The following is a 17,490-nucleotide window of genomic DNA, read 5'->3' as shown; positions in this document are numbered from 1 at the left end:
TGCGCAACTGGTCACGATAGTCCGTTTTGATCGGTCACGATAGCCGTAATACGCATCAGTCAATGGTGCGGGGTAATCACTTCCAATCCTACAGCCGTATTCCGCTTGCAATGATTCGGGCATCAACCATGGTTGAAAAATCCAAGTATTGGGCACCGTGCGTAAAGCTGGCAGCCAGCGTCTCACAAATATCCCTTCAGGATCTTGGTCAATGGCCTGCTTAACGGGGTTATATATTCGTAAAGTGTTAATACCAGTGGTACCTGATTGCATTTGTACTTGTGACCAATGAATACCTGGCTCGTAATCCAAAAACTCTCTGGCCAAATGCAGTCCTGTTTCACGCCAATGCAGCCAGAGTAAATAGCTTGCAGTACTCATCAACATTGCACGCATTCTAAAGTTAATCCAACCCGTTTGCTTTAACATCGCCATACAAGCGTCCACTAATGGCCAGCCCGTTTGTCCATTGCACCATGCTATTAATCTAGCTTGCTGCTCTGTGCTGGCGTACTGCTGATCTCGCAAATGATTAAACATGGGATGCAGGTTTTGATACTCAATTGCCGGTTCTGACTCTAACTTTTGTATGAAATGACAATGCCAATGCAGCCTGCTCTCAAATCCTACTAAGCCAGCAGACAAGCCCTTAGGATAAATAGATGGCTTAGACTGAATATTGGCTTTTTGCTGACGTAATTTTTGCACCACCTCACGCATGCTGAGCACACCCCAGGTTAAATAAGGTGAGATTCTAGAACCAGCTGATTCCGAAGAAAGTGGACTTGAAATACCGCCACGGTAACGGCTGGCGCGGCCATTTAAAAAAGTGTGTAATACTTTTATAGCCTCATCTTTCCCACCTTTTTGCCTTAAAGGTTTATCCATTTGGCTTAAATTGGATTGGATTAGCTTAATTTCTGTGATGTTCTCTAACACTAATCCAGTCGAGATAACGGCCATATTTGCTTGTAATGGTAAAGGTGCTTGCGGAGCAGCCATGCGCTTTTCCCAATGTGCAGCCCACGAATTTCTACTTTTTAAGCGTCTGACTACCCCATTTTGGGGATACTCAAACCACTCTATATAATTGGCTTTACACCATTTAGCAACGGATTTATCAAGCTGATAACTATCATTGTTACCCGTTTCCTCGTGGCTATGTAAGCTGCTAATGTTGTAATGCTGCGCGATTTGGTTAAGTATCTCAATCATACCTCCGTGAAACTCAAGCAATGATAAATCTATCAATTGCAATTGATACCGAAGTGAAACCAAACACTCTTTAACAAATTGTTGATGTTGGGTGGCGTAATCTTTACCTAGCCAAATAGAAGTATCCCAACAAAAAATTGGCAAAATTGGCCCTAGCTGACTAGCTCCTAATAGCGCAGCATGATCGTGCACTCTTAGGTCATGTTTGAACCATACAATATGAGCTAAAGGTTTCATCTTAACTTTTGTAAACTAAAAAACCATTAAAATTTGATGAGATTATCAATATTACACTGGATCACAGCAAAAAATTTGGCTCCCTTAAGGAGCCTAAAGATAAAAGTCAAATAACGTTAAAAATTATGTCGAATAACAAAAATTCAGTTTTTAAAATTTATGTGGTTTTAATTAAAATATATTAAGCAAGCTTTCAATTTTTGACGCTCTTCCCCACTAAGCGATTTAATTGGCAATGGAAGGGATGGTACTTGAACTAACCCCATCAACTCAGCAATAGTTGCAACTACTCTAAGACTTCCGTGCTTTTTAAAGAAGCCCCATATGGGCTCTAGTCCTGCTGAGAGACGGCTTACTTCTTCTGGGTTGCCTGCCTGCGATGCTTGAATTATTTCAAGAATGGGCAATGGAAATAGGCCACCAATCACCGAATACCATGCTTCACAGCCTGCATTTAAACCTATTGCCCCTGAATGATCGCCACTAACTCCAATGGTGATATGGTTAGGAATGTAAGAGCGCAATCGGTCAACACGCGCTTTAGCTTCCTTAGGATTATTGGGAAGTGGTGGAATTTTGATACTTGTAACATTTGGTAATGCGGCGATACGCCCATGCAAAACATCGTTGAACTCAAAATGGGTTGTGGTGGGATTGTCGTAGATACAAAGTGGAATAGAGATATTTTCACAGACTGCCTTGTAGTGCGTGAATACTTCATCATCGGTCAGTTTTTGATACGAGACTGGCGCTAATAAAAGGCCGCTAGCGCCAGCCTTTTGGGCATCATCTGCCAATAGAAGCACGTCTCTTGTACGTAACGCCCCAATACCAACCACGACAGCTGTCCCATGTGCATGATTGATAGCCAACTCAGTCACTAGTTTTCGTTCTTCTCGGTTGAGATAAGCGTAACTTCCTGCTGAACCCAACACACCAATCGAGTTAACTTTGGCCTCTGCAAGCCGTTGGATTAAACCAATGAATGAGGCTTTATCAATTGAAGATTCATTCATTGGTGTTAACGGAAAAGCACTCAGACCAGTGAACATCTCTAGACTTCCTAAAAAATGAAAAGTGCTAGTTTATCTGTTATCTTGTATAAATTCCGAAATTTGCATTTTATCTGGCAATGATTTTTCACTTAGTTGGCACATTTTTCAAGTTATCTGGCATTCGACAAATTTAATTAACCTCAAAATTAACACATAAAAAAACAGGCGTTAGTGCCTGTTTTTTTAACGAACTATTTCTCTTATTCTGTCAGTTCAATTTAACTTTCTTGTACAAAGTTTCATTTATTTTGTCATTGTAGGTTCTCTTTTATTCCTATATTTCAATAATGAAAAATCAATAAGTTAACTGTATAGTAAAGAGAATTTAATGTAAATTATTCTCAATTTTCTAGATAATCCTACATTTAAGTTTCGACATTGTTATATGTCTACCAAAACGGGTTAAGTCCACTCTTACTTGACGAAGTGCGGTAGGCATAATTACCTACACATTACTTTACGAAGACCAAAAAAATATATGAATCGCAATTTATTGGATAAGTTGCTTATTCCAGTAAAACCCGCCACCTATTCCAGTTCAAACCCGCCAGTAATTCCGATTCAAACCCACCATTCTTTACAAAATAAAAAAGAAGTTTAAAGTTATTTTACGTACTATTGTACTTAATAGGTAAATAGGTACAATAATACGTACAATGTTAATTAAAGAGGAGTTTTAACTATGGATACACTAAGCTATTCAGATTTTCGCACAAATTTAGCCAAGCAAATGGACAAAGTAAATCAAGATCATACGCCTTTACTTGTCACACGCCAAAATGCTAAACCAGTTGTTGTGATGAGCTATGATGACTTTCAGTCTTATGAAGCAACCGCTTATTTGATGGCAAGTCCTAAAAATGGAGAGCGTTTGAATCAAGCTATATCAGAGATTTCACAAGGTAAAGCCAAGCAACATGAGATGATTGAATAATGATTTTAATGTGGGCGGAACACGCTTGGGATGACTATTTATATTGGCAAGAAGTGGATAAAAAAAAGGTTAAGCGTATTAATGAGTTGATTAAAGATATTAAACGTAGCCCGTTTGAAGAGTTAGGCGACCCCGAACCTTTAAAACATAATTGGTCTGGCTATTGGTCTCGGCGAATAGATAAAGAGCATAGGCTTGTTTATAAGGTGGACGATTCACGACTATCAATAGCGCAGTGTCGTTATCACTATTAATCATTGATTTTTTAAATTAGCAATCAGTCCTATGGCTTGGCTTTAAAATTAAGGCTATTTGCAATCTGAGGTTGGATTCGAATGATGACCATCTATAAGCAAGTGCTCTGTTTCGTGCAATATTTAGTTGAAAAGGTAGTGCTGTTACGCCAGCTAGGTAATTAAGTTTTGATGACTGCAATACTGCCGGCAGCGGCCATTTTAGAAGGGAACGGGTACGTCCGTGGTCGGCACGGAGCCGACCTTAGCTACCATTGATTAGGCTGCCCAATAGCGGACAGTTGAGAATGCACGCTAAGTCCCCAAAGCAGGCATTGCAATATTGGACAAATCACTTAATTAACGCTAATATCTGTTCGTCATTAGGGAGTAGCTTCGCCTCGCAAAGAGGTGGCTTACATCAACATACTTAGCTTCTAAAAGCTATGGTGTAAGCAGCAAATGCTTAGCAAGACTTTTGGCTATAGAGAGCTTCACGCTGGTGGGCTGACTGTAGCCTTTTGTCTCACACCAGCTAAGGAATTTCAAATTGGAAGCTTTACTTGTATCAACTGGCGTTGTCGCTTTAGCAGAAATTGGCGACAAAACTCAACTGCTTGCTTTTATCCTCGCAGCTCGATTTAAAAAACCAGTACCTATTATTTTAGGTATTCTTTGTGCAACCCTCATTAATCATGGTTTAGCGGGTGCTCTAGGCGCTTGGACTTTCATTTGTCGGCATGGCGATATGGACACTCATTCCAGACAAAATTGAAGAAGAAGAAACTCAAGTGGCTAAGCAGTTAGGTGTTTTTGGGGCAACGCTAGTCACATTTTTTCTTGCAGAGATGGGCGATAAAACACAGATTGCCACAGTTGCCCTAGCGGCAAACTATGGTACACCTTTGCTGGTAGTCATTGGTACTACCCTGGGTATGCTGATAGCCGATGTTCCAGCAGTTTTCGTTGGTAACAAATTTGCTGCAAAAATACCGATGAAACTTGTTCATTCTATCGCTGCAGGTATATTTGCCTTGATGGGTCTATTGACACTTCTTAAAATTGAAAAACTTTTCACTTAAGTATTTCTTAGAGTGATAGCTTGTTGATGCCAAATGCCCTGAGCGTTGTCAGTTAAGTAGAACAAAAAACTAAGCTGACTAATTTATATATATTAAAAGATGTTATCATCCTATCCTACCCCATAGGATAGGATGAACATGAGTATACACAATTCGCATCCCGACATCATTAAACGTCTCAAACGCGCCGAAGGCCATTTGAAGAGCATCATCGTCATGCTAGAAGACGCTCGCCCGTGTTTAGATATAGCACAACAACTACAAGCCGTTGAAAGTGCCGTAGCCAATGCCAAGAAGGTATTAGTGCACGATCACATTGACCACTGCCTTGAGCATGCCGTACGTGAAGGCAGCCAAAGTGCAGATGAAACTATCAAAGAATTCAAACAAATTACTAAGTATCTCTAAGGAAGTCGCATGACAGATTTATCAGCTTTATTACAGCAAGGTTCAGCCAATGCTTGGCTGTTTATACCAACTGCTATTCTCTTAGGTGCTTTACACGGCTTAGAGCCGGGTCATTCTAAAACCATGATGGCAGCATTTATAGTCGCAGTGCGTGGCACAGTGAGTCAGGCAGTCTTACTGGGCTTATCTGCTGCTGCATCACATACTGCTGTAGTTTGGGCAGTTGCGTTAACAGGATTGTATTTTGGTAGTCGTTGGAATGCCGAAGCCACTGAACCCTATTTACAAGTAGTTTCAGCCGTATTAATCATTAGTATTGCTTTATGGATGGTATGGCGTACATGGTCTCAAGGACAGGAAGCGGAACACCACCATGACCATGATGAAACCAAATACATTGATACCGGCCACGGTGTTGTTCGCTTAGAAGTATTTGAAGAGGGTGTACCTCCACGTTTCCGCTTATTTGCAGAGAAACCTAGCCATGCATGGGCAACAGATCAAGTACATATTGAAATTGAACGTGCTGATGGCACAAAACAATCTTTCCAGTTTGTGCAACGTGATGGTTTTGTTGAGTCTATTGAAGAGATTCCTGAGCCACATGAATTTATGGTGCGTCTGCGTTTGGGTCATGATCAGCATACGCATGATTATGATGTTGAATTTACCGAACACAGTCATCAACATGCAGGTGAGCATACTGGGCTAGACCTCAATGATTCTGAGTATCAAGATGCCCACGAACTGGCACATGCCAACGATATTAAGAAACGCTTCACCAATCGTGAAGTGACCACTGGGCAAATCGTGATATTTGGCTTAACTGGCGGTTTAATTCCATGTCCAGCCTCTATCACAGTCCTGTTGTTATGCTTACAATTAAAACGTTTTGCATTGGGTGCCACATTGGTTTTAGGCTTTAGTATTGGCCTAGCACTCACGATGGTTTTCTCAGGCGTCATTGCAGCATTAAGTGTGAAACATATTTCTACTAAATGGAGTGGATTTGGAAGTTGGTCACGTAAAGCACCATACTTTTCAAGCGGACTGATGATTTTGATAGGTTGCTATGTTGGGTTTGAAGGCTTGAAACACATATTAGGATAGAAGTGGGAGTAACTAGGAAGTAAACATATGGCAAACTGCTGTGAAGATAAATCCTGTGAGATTACTAATCTAGTCAATAAACACCGTAAGGTATTGCAGGTGGTTTTAGTAATCAATGCACTTATGTTCCTGATTGAGGGCGTTGCTGGAACATTAGCGCATTCAACCTCATTAATGGCAGATGCCCTAGATATGTTCGGTGATGCCTTAGTCTATGGCTTGAGCATTTATGTGATTACCAGTGAGCCTAGAAAGCAAGCACAAGCATCAATGGTTAAAGGCCTATTTATGCTTTTCTTTGCTGTTGTGGTGTTGGGTGAAGCTGTTTATAAAGTTTTCAATCCAATCATTCCAAACGCAAGCACCATAGGAATAATTGGTGCAGTTGACCTGCCCCCAATAACCCTACCAGTATTTATTGAAAAAAGTCCGTTTAAAAATCATTTTATTTGTCTAAGCCTTTGCGCATAGATAGCTGGTGGGATACGTCCACAACTACTATGCGGTCTTACCTCATTATAATCTTTACGCCATTTGTTGATGGCAACTCTCGCTTGGTTTAATGTTTCAAACCAATACTCATTCAAACACTCATCTCGAAACTTACCATTGAATGACTCTATATAAGCATTCTGCGTCGGTTTGCCTGGCTGTATCAATAAATGCTCTATGCCATTGGTATGCATCCAGCCCATAAAAACGCGGCTGGTAAACTCTGGGCCACCATCAGTCCTAATCGCTTGTGGAAAGCCCCGAAACACTGCCGCTTGCTCAAGTATGCGTGTGACATATAAACCACTGATGCCATGATCCACCGCAATATCCACACACTCATGTGTTTTATCGTCGGCAATAGTTAGACATTTAAGTTTCCTCCCATTCGCCAAGCTGTCCATCACAAAGTCAATGCTCCAGACTTGGTTGGCTGCTTCTGGTATTAATAGCTCGGCTCGCTCAGTCATTGGTCTCTTAGCTTTCTTACGTCGCTTTACTGATAGCTTTTGCTCGGTATATAAACGATAGACGCGCTTGTGATTAACCTGCACACCCTCAAACCTCAGCATGTCGTGTATGCGACGATAGCCAAAGCGTTTGCGCTCATGCGCTAACGCTTTGATCCGCGCTTTTAAATCTAATGTGCTTTGATCATGCTGTGGCGGTTTGCGCCATGATGATCTGGTTAACCCCACCAAACGACAGGCTCGACGCTCGGACATTATTTGTGCATCTAGGATGCGTTGAATGCCGTCACGCTTCGCTTGTGGGGTTAGCGCTTTACCCCAAAGGCCACTTTAAGTGCTGATATATCTAAATGGGCTTCGGCTAGTAGCTTCTTTAAGTCGGCGTTCTCGCGCTCTAATGAACGAAGGCGCTGCGCTTCTGTGCTATCCATGCCGCCAAACTTGGCACGCCAACTGTAAAAGGTGCCGACGCCAAATCCTTCACGTCTGCATAAATCGGCTATTGGGAAACCAGCTTCTGCTTCTTTTAAAAAACCAATGATTTGTTGCTCTGTATATCTACTCTTCTTCATTTAGCCACTCCTAAAAGTGGACTTTATTTCATTTTACATTGGTAGGGCAAGTGGGGGGCAGGTCACATCAATAACTACAATTTCTAAAATCATAATTATTATTTTAAGTACTAAAAAAGCCCTTTCGGGCTTTTTTATTATTCTCTCAATATCTCACTTTTTGCGAATTATCGCGACTTTAGAGAGAACCTACAATACTAAATATCTAAGTTACCCACACCTAGGGCGTTGCTTTCGATGAAAGCTCTTCTAGGTTCAACTTGATCGCCCATTAATGTGGTGAATATTTCATCGGCTGCAATTGCATCATCAATTTGTACTTTAAGTAGACGACGTACCGTTGGATCCATGGTGGTTTCCCACAGTTGCGATGGGTTCATCTCGCCAAGACCTTTATAGCGTTGTATGTTGAGGTTGTGTTTCGCCTCTTCTAGCAACCAATCAAGCGCTTGCTTGAATGTAGTGATGGTTTGTTCTTTTTCACCACGTTTGATTAACGCGCCTTCTCCTAACAAACCTTGTAGCATCACTGACATTTTGCTAATTTGACGATAATCGCCTGAACCTAAGAACTCAGCATCAATCACGCAGCATTGCAAATTTCCATGTACGTATTTATTGATTTCTAAACGATGTGCGCCTGCTTCTTTGTCAAAACCCACAATAACATCGCTACCAATAGCGCCTAAGATAGGGCGTAATTTAGCTGCGGCAATTTCGGTAGTTTCTTTTGTACTTAAACTCATTTCACCTAAGTCTTGCATAGCACGCAACACGCTTTCATCATAAAGCGCTGCAATTCTACGTATGACTGCTTCTGTCAGCACCATTTGTTTAGCTATTTCGGCTAATGGCGCACCTGTAATAACTTCGGCACCTGTTTTAGTGGTTAGCTCTGCGCCTTTTAGTGCAGATTGTAGTAAGTATTGATCTAGCTCTTGTTGATCTTTTAAATAGCGCTCATCCTTACCTTGTTTTACTTTATACAAAGGCGGTTGAGCAATATAAATATGACCACGCTCTACTAGTTCTGTCATTTGACGGTAGAAGAATGTGAGCAATAATGTACGGATATGCGCACCATCAACGTCAGCATCGGTCATGATAATAATGCGGTGATAACGTAGTTTTTCTGCATTAAAGTCGGCTTTACCAATACTAGTACCAAGTGCGGTAATGAGCGTTGCAATTTCTTGCGAGCCTAATAACTTATCAAAACGTGCTTTTTCTACGTTTAAAATTTTACCTTTTAACGGCAAAATCGCTTGAAACTTACGATCACGGCCTTGTTTAGCTGAACCACCCGCTGAGTCACCCTCAACTAGGTAAATTTCACATTTTGCTGGGTCACGCTCTTGGCAATCAGCCAGTTTACCTGGCAAGCCCATGGTATCCATCACACCTTTACGACGTGTGATTTCACGGGCTTTACGAGCTGCTTCACGGGCACGAGCGGCATCTACTACTTTACCTACAATAATTTTTGCATCCGCTGGGTTTTCAGCTAAGAATTCAGCTAATTTAGCAGAAACCACTTCTGATACCACTGGTTGCACTTCACTTGAAACTAACTTATCTTTAGTTTGTGATGAGAATTTTGGGTCTGGTACTTTTACTGATAACACACAGCAAATACCTTCACGCATATCATCGCCTGTTGTTTCTACTTTAGCTTTTTTGGCAATATCACTTTGTTCAATATATTGATTTAATGTACGTGTCATGGCAGTGCGTAGGCCTGTTAAATGCGTGCCACCATCACGTTGTGGAATGTTGTTGGTAAAACATTGTACGGTTTCTGTATATGAGTCATTCCACTGCATGGCAACTTCAATCGTCATGCCATCTTTTTCACCTATCGCATAAAAAGTTTTTGGATGAAGCACTGTTTTAGTACGATTCATGTATTCCACAAAACCTTTAATACCGCCTGAATAGGCAAAGTTTTCACTTTTACCTGTACGCTGATCAAGTAACTCAATCTTCACACCATTATTTAAAAAAGAGAGTTCGCGAATACGTTTTGCCAATATTTCAAAATGATACTCAACTAATACAAAAGTTTCTACTGATGCTAAAAAGTGAACTTCGGTACCACGTTTTTCAGTCACACCTGTTTTAACTAAAGGTGAAACTGGCACGCCACGATGAAACTCCATTTGATGCACTTCACCTTTACGGTAAATTTTTAAGCGCAACCAATCAGACAAGGCATTCACTACTGAAACACCTACACCATGTAAACCACCAGAAACCTTGTATGAATTTTGGTCAAACTTGCCACCCGCATGAAGCTCAGTCATCACGATTTCGGCAGCTGAGCGCTTTGGCTCATGCTTATCATCATCTTTAATATCTGTTGGAATACCACGGCCATTATCTGAAATACTAATCGAGTTATCCGAGTGAATAGTGACCTTAATATCATCACAATGACCAGCTAAAGCTTCATCAATCGCGTTATCAAGTACTTCAAACACCATATGGTGTAAACCAGAACCATCAGACGTATCGCCAATATACATACCTGGGCGTTTGCGAACAGCATCTAAACCTTCAAGTATTTTAATGCTTGATGAGTCATAATCTGGCGAAACTTTTGGTAATTCTGGTGGTAATTCTGCTTGATTTTCAGCCATGCTTTTTGTCTTTATATAAATATATATTTGGGTTTAATTTAGTGTTTCACGTGAAACATGAGCTTATATACGCATTGGCATGACTACATATTTGTAATCAGTATTCTTAGGCACAGTGATTAAGCAGCTACTATTTGCATCCGCAAATGAGAAGGTTGCTTGTTCGCTACTAGTGTTATTTAAGACATCAATTAAATAAGTAACGTTAAAACCAATGTCTAAGCTATCACCTGCGTAATCGATTTCTAATTCTTCCTCTGCTTCTTCTTGGTCGCTATTGGTGCTAATTAGCTTTAAATTATTATTACTTAGTACCATACGAATACCACGATATTTTTCATTCGATAAAATTGAAGCGCGCTGCATCGCTAACAACACTCCTACTCTATCCGTTGTAAATGAATTTTGATGGCCTGTTGGAATCACACGGTTGTAATCAGGAAACTTACCATCAATCACCTTAGAGATTAATTTAAAATGACTAAAACTAAAATTTACTTGATTACTTGCTAGTTCAATTTGTACATCTTCATCGCTATCATCTAACAACTTGATTAACTCAATCACAGTCTTGCGTGGCAAAATAACATCTTGCTTGTCATAGTTTTGTTTAAGTTCGGCAGATGTAAAGCTCAATCTATGGCCATCTGTACCCACAATATTCAAACGATTAGCAACCACTTCAAATAACAAGCCGTTTAAATAATAACGAATGTCTTGTTGAGCCATGGCAAATTCAACTTGTTTTAATAAATCCTTTAGCTGACGCTGACCAATCGTTACCAAAGTACTTTCACCTTGTGTTTTAGTCATCACAGGATAATCTGCTGCAGGTAAGGTTTGTAAGTTGAATCTACTTTTACCAGCTTTTAAAGTAATACGGCTGTCGTTTGTGGCCATATTAATTTCTGAGCTATCTGGCAATGAACGACAAATATCTAATAGTTTTTTAGCTGATATTGTTGTTGAGAAATCACCTGTGGTTGCACTTTCTATTGAAAGCGATATTTGCATTTCTAAATCTGTTGCGGTTAGATGAATTTTGTTTTGTTTAGCCTCTAATAATAAATTAGACAGTATAGGTAAAGTATGTCTTTTTTCTACAATACTGGTGACAGAAGTCAAAGGCTTTAACAATGTTTCGCGGTTGATTTGTATATTCATCTTTATAACCTAAATAATATATATATAAATAATAACAATAATAATGTTGCAATTTTCTGTTGATAACTGATTATTTTTTAATTAAATCAGCATGTTAATGCTAGTTTTTTTGTCTTGATAAAAACATATTCTACTGTGGATAATTTGTTGAGTAAAAAATGCAATTCACAAATACACAACCTTATCCTATTTTTATCCACAGAAAGTTCATAACTTAACTTGATATAAACTACATATAAATATGCGTAATTTATAAACTTTTATTCAATCTAAATAGTATTGCTAATCTCTAATTACTTGTACTAAAAAACTAATATCACGCGTAAATGTAGGATCATTCTGCCTTAATAAATCCACTTCATCACAGGCATGCATTACCGTAGTGTGGTGCCTACCACCAAATGCCTCACCAATCTCAGGAAAGCTATGATTAGTCAGTTCACGCGATAAAGCCATAGCAATCTGCCTAGGACGTGCAAAATTACGCGTACGCTTCTTGCTATACATCTCAGCGACTTTAATTTTGTAGTAATCAGCGACGGTTTTTTGTATATTTTCCATCGTTACTTGCCTACCACGCACAGCTATTAAATCACGAAGCGCGTCTTTTGCTAAATGTACATCAATACTGTGACCAGTAAATTTAGCCATCGCAATAATACGGTTCAGCGCACCCTCTAACTCACGCACGCTAGAGCGTATTTGCTTAGCGATGAAAAAAGCGACATCTTCAGGTAGATTTAAATTAACCGCTTCAGCTTTCTTCAATAGAATAGCCACACGCATTTCAAGTTCTGGCGGTTCAACCGCAACGGTTAAACCCCAGCTAAAACGTGTACGTAAGCGTTCATCTACATCAATTATTTCTTTAGGATAAGTGTCACAAGTAATGACAATTTGTTTTTTCGCTTCAATCAATGAGTTGAAAGCGTAGAAAAATTCTTCTTGTGTACGTGTTTTCTTTGCAAAGAACTGAATATCATCAATTAGTAATAAATCTAAAGAGTGATATTGGCGCTTAAACTCATCAAAAGCTTTATGTTCATAAGCTTTTACCACATCCGTGACATAACGTTCAGCATGCAAATAACGAACTTTCGCATCTGGATTATGTTTTTTTAGCTCATTGCCGATCGCTTGTAGTAAATGCGTTTTACCCAGCCCTACGCCACCATAAATAAATAATGGATTGTATGCAGTGCCTGGATTTTCAGCGACTTGTATGGCCGCAGCGCGTGCTAATTGGTTAGCTCGGCCAGTCACGTAATTATCAAAATTAAATGCGCTATTTAAGCCTGAGCTCACTTTAGATGGCTCATTAGTTTTTTTATTGATACTTTTAGAAGTTGAAATCGCTTGGCTAATTTGACTGATTTTTGATTCCATCAAATTAATATTATGGCTAACTTCAACTTTAGCCGTAGATTTTGTAGTTGCCTTTTCAGTGTTATTTTTTTGATCCGAATCTGAGATAACAAAATCAATTTTAATATTGGCTAACTGTAAATCATGCGCAAACTGCTCAATTTTTTTAAGAAAACGCTCTTTTACCCACTGCATCACAAATCGATTGGGCGCAACCAAGCGCACTGCATTACCATCTACTTCTGCGTGTAGAGGTTTAATCCAAGTATTAAATTGTTGCGTTGAGAGCTCTTGTTCAAAACGACTGAGACAAGTTGGCCAGAAATTTTCCATCTATCGTGATTTACCTAGGTATTTAGTTTGCAGAACAATCATTCTTGCAATAATTAATTGTTAACTATTTGTTTTTATTATCATTAATAATATAATTTCATCATTAAATTCAGACAGTTTATCAAATACATTTTAGCTGGTTTATGTTAACTTATCCACAGGCAAATACAATCTTTACAAAACTAAATAAACGTTGACAAAATAGGTGGTTATCGTGTCTAATAGCGCCCTTTATAGCATTTCGCTCGCTGGAGAATTACATGAAACGTACTTATCAACCTTCAAAAACACGTCGCGCTCGTACGCATGGCTTTTTAGTTCGTATGGCTACTAAAGGTGGCCGTGCTGTTATTGCAGCTCGTCGCGCTAAAGGTCGTAAACGTTTAGGTCTGTAATTTTAAAGTCCGTTAGGACTTTTATATTACATCGCAACATTATTAGCGTTAGTTTTAATCGCAGTAATTTTTAATTACAGTATTACTAAAGCAGTTAAAAAATAATGGTGCAAACATATAGGCTTGTTAAGCAAGCCAAGATGATTAAAACGGATGATTTTTCATCCGTTTTTAATTTCCGCAAACGTTTTTCTTTGAAGTATTTGGTCATGCACTATCAACCAAATGATTTTCAACGTGCGCGTTTAGGTTTAGTTGTAGGAAAAAAAACAGCTAAATTAGCGGTAAGTAGAAATTATATGCGTCGAGTTTTGCGCGAGTTCTTTAGATTAAATCAGCATGATATTTGCCATGTTGACTTAATTATAAGAGTACAAAAAAAGTTTGATAAAGTAGATTTTATTCAAATAAAACAAGAGTTTGATTTACTTATTAATAAATTAAACCAACGTGTTATTTTAAGTCAACAAAAGAGTTCGCAAGTAATGACACAAGCAAATGATAGCCTGTAATAATTAGTGATAAACATAATGGCGCGTATACTGATATGGTTGATTAAAGCTTACCAAGTATTGCTTAGTCCATTCTTTGGCCAGCAATGTCGTTTTTACCCTACTTGCTCACACTACTCAATAGAAGCTATTAATAAGCATGGTGCGATTGTTGGTAGTTATTACACACTACGTCGCTTGTTGCGTTGCCATCCTTGGCATGTCGGTGGGCATGATCCAATTCCTTAACATTTCAAAAACTTTATAAGATTGCCCTAAAAATCATGGATACAAAACGTTTAGTTCTGTTTGTTATATTTTCAATGTCAATTTTGATGTTGTGGGATGCTTGGCAGCGCCAACATGCACCAGTTGAAGTGGTGCAACAAAGCAGTCAAAATGTAGCTGGTACAGCAAGCGGCACAGCAGCTGTGGCTGGAAATGTTGCTGTAGATAGTGATTTTAAACTTTCAGCGGGGCAACGTATTAGTGTTACTACAGATCTATATAAAGCTGATATTGAAACCACAGGCGGCGACTTACGTAGATTAGAGTTGTTGAAGCATCGTGCCTCAGATAACGTTCAAACCAACTTTGTGTTGTTGGATGATGCGGCAAAGCCAATGACTTATGTTGCGCAAACAGGTTTAATTGGTGCAGATTTACCTTCACATAAAGCAGTGTTTACCTCTGCTGAAAGCACTTATCAAATGCAAGAAGGAAAAGATACTTTAGAGGTGCGTTTAAGCTGGGCTGGTAGCGATGGCGTTACTGTGGATAAAGTGTACACATTCCATCGTAATAAATATGCGATTGATGTGAACTACGAAATCAAGAATGGCTCTGCGACGGCCATTACACCAGTGGTTTACTACCAAATCGTGCATGATAACGAGTCAAATCAAGGCTCTAAGCTGATGCCAACCTTTACTGGCGGTACTTACTATACTGAAGCGACTAAATTCAAAAAACTTGCTTTTAAAGATATGGCTAAAGAACCGCTTAAAGTGACCTCAAGCGATGGCTGGGTAGGTTTGTTGCAGCATTACTTTGTGAGTGCATGGATTCCTAAAGATGGCTTAGCACGCGAGTTTTATACAGAAAAGCTTAACGAGCATATGTATAGAATCGGTTCAAAAAGTACATTAAGTACTATTGCACCAGGCGCAAGTTTATCTGTTCCAGCACGTTTGTTCTCTGGTCCACAAACTAAGAAAGATTTAGTAGAAACCGCTCCAGGCTTAGAATACACCGTAGATTACGGCTGGTTGAAAATGGTGGCTTCACCGTTGTTTTGGGTGTTATCACTTATTCACGGCTTGGTACACAACTGGGGCGTAGCTATTATTTTACTTACATTGTTGATTAAAGCAGCTTTCTATCCGCTATCAGCAAAAAGTTATCGCTCAATGGCGCAGATGCGTGAGTTGGCACCACGTTTAGAATCAATGAAACAAAAGTTTGGTGATGACCGCCAAAAAATGCAGCAAGCGATGATGGAGCTCTATAAAACAGAGAAAATCAATCCTATGAGTGGTTGCTTGCCAATTTTGATTCAAATTCCGGTGTTTATTTCACTGTACTGGATGTTGCTAGGTTCAATTGAACTACGCCACGCACCATTCTTTGGTTGGATTCAAGATCTTTCAGCGGTTGATCCTTACTACATTTTGCCAATAATCATGGGTATTTCTATGATTATTCAAACTAAGCTCAACCCTAAACCAACAGATCCGATTCAAGCTAAAGTAATGACATGGATGCCTGTGATATTCAGCGTATTCTTCTTCTTCTTCCCTGCTGGTTTGGTGTTGTACTGGGTGGTGAATAACATTATCTCAATCTGGCAACAATGGTATGTGAATAAATCAATTCATGCCGCTGCGTTATTGAAAAAGTCAGGTGGCAAGCACTAAACCACTAGACACCATTGCCGCCATCGCCACTGCCAGTGGTGCTGGTGGTATTGGTGTTGTAAGAGTATCAGGCCCAGCCGCAAACTCAATAGCGACCGGAGTTCTAGGGCACTGCCCCGCTGCACGTTATGCTGCTTATCTAGATTTTAAACAAGCCAACGGTGATTTAATTGATCGTGGCATTGCCATTTTTTACCCTAATCCACATTCTTACACAGGCGAAGACGTGTTGGAGCTTCAAGCCCATGGCGGGACTGCATTGATGCAGATTTTGCTGGCGCGCTGCATTGAGTTGGGCGCACGTCAAGCAGAGCCAGGTGAGTTTACCCGCCGAGCATATCTCAACGACAAAATAGATTTAGCGCAAGCCGAAGCTGTAGCCGATGTGATTAATGCCGCTACGGCTGAAGCCGCTAAAAGTGCTGTTCGCTCTTTATCGGGTGAATTCTCGCAGCGCATCAATACCCTACTTTTAAAACTCATCGATTTGCGCATGTTTGTTGAAGCGTGCTTAGATTTTCCTGAAGAGGAAATTGATTTTATTACACAAGGTCGCGTAGCAGATAAATTAGCTGCAATTATCGTAGAGTTAAATTCGGTCTTTGCAAAAGCTAAGCAAGGTAGTTTATTGCGTGAAGGTATTAATGTCGTTTTGGTTGGCCAACCCAATGTTGGGAAATCTAGTTTGATGAATCAGCTCGCAGGTGAAGAAATTGCCATTGTCACCTCAATTGCAGGTACAACTCGTGACACCATCAAAAATGCCATTCAAATAAATGGCGTACCTTTGCATGTGATTGACACTGCTGGCTTACGTGAAACAGACGATGAAGTAGAAAAATTCGGCATTGAGCGAACTTGGCGAGCCGCACAAAGCGCCAATATCGCATTATTATTGATAGATGCAGCTCATGGTATCACGACAACTGAAGAATCGATTTTAGCCCGCTTGCCGCGAGAAATTCGCAAAATTTGGGTGCATAATAAAATTGATGCCTCCGACCAAATGGCTCAAGTGAAAGAAATTGTGCAAGAAAATGAAAGTACAACGCACATTTACCTTTCAGCTAAAACTGGCCTTGGAATGGATTTATTAAAAATTGAGTTATTAAAACTGGCGGGTTATGAAAATAATTCTGAAGGTGTTTTTATGGCACGCGCCAGACATTTGGATGCCTTAATTCAAGTGCAGGCACATTTGCAGTTGGCTAGCGAACAAATTAACTCAGCTGAGTTAGTTGCTGAAGAGTTAAGAATTTCACAAGAGGCGCTGAGTAGCATTACGGGTGAGTTTACACCAGATGACTTGCTCGGTGAAATTTTTAGTAAATTCTGTATTGGAAAGTAATAATAAAAAAGGCGCTTTAAGCGCCTTTTTT

The 17,490-nt window shown here is 39.7% G+C and carries 16 protein-coding genes, 1 pseudogene and 1 riboswitch; of the genes and pseudogenes, 11 read left to right on the top strand and 6 right to left on the bottom strand.

Going from position 1 to position 17,490, the window contains the following annotated elements; translation table 11 throughout:
- Together PSU78_RS11870 and PSU78_RS11865 are read right to left on the bottom strand one after the other, a co-directional pair.
- Positions 1-1,452: cryptochrome/deoxyribodipyrimidine photo-lyase family protein (locus tag PSU78_RS11870; protein ID WP_300388263.1), on the bottom strand; the 1,452-nt coding region annotated here is incomplete at its 3' end.
- 167 nt (positions 1,453-1,619) lie between these two features.
- The gene (locus PSU78_RS11865) at positions 1,620-2,504 is read right to left on the bottom strand and encodes a dihydrodipicolinate synthase family protein (RefSeq protein ID WP_300388261.1); all 885 of its coding nucleotides are present in this window, start codon (positions 2,502-2,504) and stop codon (positions 1,620-1,622) included.
- A gap of 685 nt (positions 2,505-3,189) precedes the next feature.
- Between PSU78_RS11865 and PSU78_RS11860 the strand changes: the two genes are divergently transcribed.
- The 6 genes and pseudogenes from PSU78_RS11860 to PSU78_RS11835 all read left to right on the top strand — a co-directional run bounded on the left by PSU78_RS11860 (position 3,190) and on the right by PSU78_RS11835 (position 6,745).
- Complete coding sequence (locus PSU78_RS11860; protein WP_300388259.1) at positions 3,190-3,441, top strand: type II toxin-antitoxin system Phd/YefM family antitoxin; 252 nt, start codon at positions 3,190-3,192, stop codon at positions 3,439-3,441.
- Positions 3,441-3,695, top strand: coding sequence for a Txe/YoeB family addiction module toxin (locus tag PSU78_RS11855; protein WP_300388257.1), 255 nt, complete (start codon positions 3,441-3,443; stop codon positions 3,693-3,695). The genes PSU78_RS11860 and PSU78_RS11855 overlap by 1 nt, the downstream gene beginning before the upstream one ends.
- A gap of 352 nt (positions 3,696-4,047) precedes the next feature.
- Positions 4,048-4,213: riboswitch (yybP-ykoY riboswitch) on the top strand.
- A gap of 11 nt (positions 4,214-4,224) precedes the next feature.
- Positions 4,225-4,756: pseudogene (locus tag PSU78_RS11850) on the top strand (TMEM165/GDT1 family protein).
- A gap of 132 nt (positions 4,757-4,888) precedes the next feature.
- Positions 4,889-5,164, top strand: a complete 276-nt coding sequence (locus PSU78_RS11845) for a metal-sensing transcriptional repressor (protein ID WP_367186356.1) — start codon at positions 4,889-4,891, stop codon at positions 5,162-5,164.
- A 9-nt stretch (positions 5,165-5,173) separates the two neighbouring features.
- Positions 5,174-6,274 (top strand): nickel/cobalt efflux transporter, encoded by a 1,101-nt coding sequence (locus PSU78_RS11840; RefSeq protein WP_300388253.1) that lies wholly within the window; start codon positions 5,174-5,176, stop codon positions 6,272-6,274.
- Between the two features lie 27 nt (positions 6,275-6,301).
- Positions 6,302-6,745 (top strand): cation transporter, encoded by a 444-nt coding sequence (locus PSU78_RS11835; protein WP_300388252.1) that lies wholly within the window; start codon positions 6,302-6,304, stop codon positions 6,743-6,745.
- Here PSU78_RS11835 and PSU78_RS11830 read toward each other — a convergent pair.
- From PSU78_RS11830 to dnaA, 4 genes are all read right to left on the bottom strand, one after another.
- Positions 6,715-7,808 (bottom strand): IS3 family transposase gene (locus tag PSU78_RS11830; RefSeq protein WP_300388250.1). Its coding sequence is split into 2 segments (ribosomal slippage): positions 6,715-7,553 and positions 7,553-7,808, totalling 1,095 coding nucleotides; the frame shifts between segments, so codons are not numbered across the junction. The genes PSU78_RS11835 and PSU78_RS11830 overlap by 31 nt on opposite strands.
- Positions 7,809-8,005: 197 nt before the next feature.
- Positions 8,006-10,447 (bottom strand): DNA topoisomerase (ATP-hydrolyzing) subunit B, encoded by a 2,442-nt coding sequence (gene gyrB, locus PSU78_RS11825; protein ID WP_300388248.1) that lies wholly within the window; start codon positions 10,445-10,447, stop codon positions 8,006-8,008.
- Between the two features lie 63 nt (positions 10,448-10,510).
- Positions 10,511-11,611, bottom strand: coding sequence for a DNA polymerase III subunit beta (gene dnaN, locus PSU78_RS11820; protein WP_300388246.1), 1,101 nt, complete (start codon positions 11,609-11,611; stop codon positions 10,511-10,513).
- Between the two features lie 282 nt (positions 11,612-11,893).
- Positions 11,894-13,309 (bottom strand): chromosomal replication initiator protein DnaA, encoded by a 1,416-nt coding sequence (gene dnaA / locus PSU78_RS11815; RefSeq protein WP_300388244.1) that lies wholly within the window; start codon positions 13,307-13,309, stop codon positions 11,894-11,896.
- A 260-nt stretch (positions 13,310-13,569) separates the two neighbouring features.
- Here dnaA and rpmH point away from each other — a divergent pair, with 260 nt between their 5' ends.
- The 5 genes from rpmH (at position 13,570) to mnmE (ending at position 17,459) form a co-directional block, all read left to right on the top strand.
- Entirely contained in the window at positions 13,570-13,704 is a 135-nt protein-coding gene (gene rpmH, locus PSU78_RS11810) for a 50S ribosomal protein L34 (protein ID WP_013149458.1), read from the top strand.
- Positions 13,705-13,808: 104 nt separating this feature from the next.
- On the top strand, positions 13,809-14,216 hold the full coding sequence (gene rnpA, locus PSU78_RS11805; RefSeq protein ID WP_300388241.1) for a ribonuclease P protein component: 408 nt from the start codon (positions 13,809-13,811) through the stop codon (positions 14,214-14,216).
- Between the two features lie 18 nt (positions 14,217-14,234).
- Positions 14,235-14,444, top strand: coding sequence for a membrane protein insertion efficiency factor YidD (gene yidD, locus PSU78_RS11800; RefSeq protein ID WP_300388239.1), 210 nt, complete (start codon positions 14,235-14,237; stop codon positions 14,442-14,444).
- A 35-nt stretch (positions 14,445-14,479) separates the two neighbouring features.
- Positions 14,480-16,111 carry a membrane protein insertase YidC gene (yidC, locus tag PSU78_RS11795; RefSeq protein WP_300388237.1) on the top strand — a complete coding sequence of 544 codons (1,632 nt, stop codon included), beginning with the start codon at positions 14,480-14,482 and terminating at the stop codon, positions 16,109-16,111.
- The gene (mnmE, locus tag PSU78_RS11790; protein ID WP_300388236.1) at positions 16,098-17,459 is read left to right on the top strand and encodes a tRNA uridine-5-carboxymethylaminomethyl(34) synthesis GTPase MnmE; all 1,362 of its coding nucleotides are present in this window, start codon (positions 16,098-16,100) and stop codon (positions 17,457-17,459) included. Before yidC ends, mnmE begins: the two co-directional genes overlap by 14 nt.
- The last annotated feature ends 31 nt before the right edge of the window (positions 17,460-17,490 follow it).

Origin of the sequence: Methylotenera sp. (genome assembly GCF_029945705.1) — a bacterium.
Classification (GTDB): Bacteria; Pseudomonadota; Gammaproteobacteria; order Burkholderiales; family Methylophilaceae; genus Methylotenera.
Note: the sequence above shows the minus strand (reverse complement) of the source record. Positions and strands in the feature narration are given on the sequence as shown.

Excerpts from the sequence above, each read along its gene's own strand:
- PSU78_RS11865 (WP_300388261.1), bottom strand. The coding sequence starts at position 2,504 with ATGTTCACTGGTCTGAGTGCTTTTCCGTTAACACCAATGAATGAATCT.
- PSU78_RS11860 (WP_300388259.1), top strand. The coding sequence starts at position 3,190 with ATGGATACACTAAGCTATTCAGATTTTCGCACAAATTTAGCCAAGCAA.
- PSU78_RS11855 (WP_300388257.1), top strand. The coding sequence starts at position 3,441 with ATGATTTTAATGTGGGCGGAACACGCTTGGGATGACTATTTATATTGG.
- PSU78_RS11845 (WP_367186356.1), top strand. The coding sequence starts at position 4,889 with ATGAACATGAGTATACACAATTCGCATCCCGACATCATTAAACGTCTC.
- PSU78_RS11840 (WP_300388253.1), top strand. The coding sequence starts at position 5,174 with ATGACAGATTTATCAGCTTTATTACAGCAAGGTTCAGCCAATGCTTGG.
- PSU78_RS11835 (WP_300388252.1), top strand. The coding sequence starts at position 6,302 with ATGGCAAACTGCTGTGAAGATAAATCCTGTGAGATTACTAATCTAGTC.
- gyrB (WP_300388248.1), bottom strand. The coding sequence starts at position 10,447 with ATGGCTGAAAATCAAGCAGAATTACCACCAGAATTACCAAAAGTTTCG.
- dnaN (WP_300388246.1), bottom strand. The coding sequence starts at position 11,611 with ATGAATATACAAATCAACCGCGAAACATTGTTAAAGCCTTTGACTTCT.
- dnaA (WP_300388244.1), bottom strand. The coding sequence starts at position 13,309 with ATGGAAAATTTCTGGCCAACTTGTCTCAGTCGTTTTGAACAAGAGCTC.
- rpmH (WP_013149458.1), top strand. The coding sequence starts at position 13,570 with ATGAAACGTACTTATCAACCTTCAAAAACACGTCGCGCTCGTACGCAT.
- rnpA (WP_300388241.1), top strand. The coding sequence starts at position 13,809 with ATGGTGCAAACATATAGGCTTGTTAAGCAAGCCAAGATGATTAAAACG.
- yidD (WP_300388239.1), top strand. The coding sequence starts at position 14,235 with ATGGCGCGTATACTGATATGGTTGATTAAAGCTTACCAAGTATTGCTT.
- yidC (WP_300388237.1), top strand. The coding sequence starts at position 14,480 with ATGGATACAAAACGTTTAGTTCTGTTTGTTATATTTTCAATGTCAATT.